The sequence below is a fragment of the Streptomyces sp. MnatMP-M17 genome, assembly GCF_900091995.1.
Classification (GTDB): Bacteria; Actinomycetota; Actinomycetes; order Streptomycetales; family Streptomycetaceae; genus Streptomyces.
The window spans coordinates 1-2,211 of record NZ_FMDK01001170.1 but is presented as its reverse complement, the minus strand read 5'-3'; the positions used below and the strand labels follow the sequence as shown (position 1 = coordinate 2,211).

The 2,211-nt window shown below is 68.5% G+C and carries 2 protein-coding genes; both read left to right on the top strand.

All coding sequences use genetic code 11. The annotated features are described in order from the left end of the window. The first annotated feature begins 80 nt into the window (after window positions 1–80). Window positions 81–1,187 carry a peptide chain release factor 2 gene (prfB, locus tag GA0115259_RS37415; protein WP_093605013.1) on the top strand — a complete coding sequence of 369 codons (1,107 nt, stop codon included), beginning with the start codon at window positions 81–83 and terminating at the stop codon, window positions 1,185–1,187. A 269-nt stretch (window positions 1,188–1,456) separates the two neighbouring features. After that, window positions 1,457–2,116 carry an LPXTG cell wall anchor domain-containing protein gene (locus GA0115259_RS37410; protein WP_093605011.1) on the top strand — a complete coding sequence of 220 codons (660 nt, stop codon included), beginning with the start codon at window positions 1,457–1,459 and terminating at the stop codon, window positions 2,114–2,116. Window positions 2,117–2,211 lie beyond the last annotated feature (95 nt).

Below are 2,211 nucleotides of genomic sequence, written 5' to 3'. Positions count from 1 at the left end.
AGCACGGTCGACCGTCGACAGTGGCATAAAGCGCCCGGAGGCGAACCGAGCCTCAAAAAAAGAGGGGCTACGCTGGGGGCGTGGCAGTCGTCGATGTATCCGAAGAGCTGAAGTCCCTCTCCTCGACCATGGGGTCGATCGAGGCCGTCCTGGACCTCGACAAATTGAGGGCCGACATCGCCGTGCTGGAGGAGCAGGCCGCGGTCCCGTCCCTCTGGGACGACCCGGAGGCGGCGCAGAAGATCACCAGCAAGCTCTCGCACCTCCAGGCCGAGGTCCGCAAGACGGAGGCGCTCCGCGGGCGGATCGACGACCTCGAAGTGCTGTTCGAGCTGGCCGAGGCCGAGGACGATCCGGACACCCGGGCCGAGGCCGAGTCCGAGCTGGAGTCGGTGCGCAAGGCGCTGGACGAGATGGAGGTCCGTACGCTCCTGTCCGGCGAGTACGACGAGCGCGAGGCGCTCGTGAACATCCGGGCCGAGGCGGGCGGCGTCGACGCCGCGGACTTCGCCGAGCAGCTCCAGCGTATGTATCTGCGCTGGGCCGAGCGGCACGGCTACGGCACCGAGGTCTACGAGACCTCGTACGCGGAGGAGGCCGGCATCAAGTCGACCACCTTCGTCGTCAAGGCGCCCTACGCGTACGGCACGCTCTCCGTGGAGCAGGGCACCCATCGGCTCGTCCGTATCTCGCCGTTCGACAACCAGGGCCGCCGACAGACCTCCTTCGCCGGTGTCGAGGTGCTCCCGGTCGTGGAGTCCAGCGACCATGTCGAGATCGACGAGTCCGAGCTGCGCGTGGATGTCTACCGCGCCTCCGGTCCCGGCGGACAGGGCGTCAACACCACGGACTCCGCGGTCCGTATCACGCATCTCCCGACCGGCATCGTCGTCTCCTGCCAGAACGAGCGCTCCCAGATCCAGAACAAGGCGAGCGCCATGAATGTCCTCCAGGCGAAGCTGCTCGAACGCCGTCGCCAGGAGGAGCAGGCGAGGATGGACGCGCTCAAGGGCGACGGCGGTAACTCCTGGGGCAACCAGATGCGTTCGTACGTTCTGCATCCCTACCAGATGGTCAAGGACCTGCGGACCGAGTTCGAGGTCGGCAATCCGCAAGGCGTGCTCGACGGTGAGATCGACGGTTTCCTGGAAGCGGGAATTCGCTGGCGCAAGCAGCAGGACAAGTAGATTCGCGCTTTGTCGACAAGGGAACTGCCGCCTACAGGGCGGCAGTTCCCTTTTTCGTCACAGTTGGAGCCTTGCGCGCGGACAACTGACGCGATAACGGTCATCGCACGCGCAACCGCCTTGACGCGTATATGAAAACTCGGAAAGCTGGCGCGCGGCATGCGTATTCCGAGGCGCGTGCGACCGGGGACGGAGCACCTACAGCCCCCCATGGCCGCCGCGCCGGACGCTGCACCACTGACGAATGAGCTACTGGGGGTAGCAAGCAGATGACCAAGAAGACGCGGATCCGCGTGGCACGTGTGGCCGCCGGCGCGGTGATCGCCGCGGGCGCCTCACTGACCATCGCGGGCGCCGCTCAGGCCGTGGGTATCGGAGCCAGTGTCGCGGGTGTCTCCGTCGATGTCGGCCTCACCGGTATCGGCGACGAGGACCCGACCGACCCGCCGACCGTGATCCCGGACCCTCCCACGGAGGAGCCGCCGACGGAGGAGCCTCCCACGGAGGAGCCGCCGACCGAGGAGCCTCCCACCGAGGAGCCGCCTACGGAGGAGCCGCCGACGGAGGAGCCTCCCACGGAGGAGCCGCCCACCGAGGAGCCCGAGCCCTCCACCGACCCGACGTCCGACCCGTCCACGGACCCGACCGACGACCCGGGCAACGGGGCCGTCACGGGCGGTAACGGTGGTGGCGACGACGGCGCGGGCACCTGCACCGTCGACCTCGACGGCGCCGAGTGCGTCGACAACACCGACACCGACAGCGCCGGCTCCCAGCCGGTGCAGCAGGGCGCGGCCAAGGAGGAGCTGGCGGAGACCGGCGCCGCCGAGACCTCGTTCCTGCTGATCGGCGCCGCGACCATGATCGCGGGCGGTATCGGCTTCCGGATGCTGCCGCGTCTGGTGGGCGGTGGCCGTACCGCCGTCTAGGCGCGTACGGAACGCACGGACAGGACAGAAGCGCAACGGGACAAAGCCAGAGGGGCCCGGACGCCGGTCAAGGCGTCCGGGCCCCTCTCTCTGTG

What these genes read in the sequence shown, in the direction of transcription:
- GA0115259_RS37410 (WP_093605011.1), top strand. Translation starts at nt 1,457, where the DNA reads ATGACCAAGAAGACGCGGATCCGCGTGGCACGTGTGGCCGCCGGCGCG.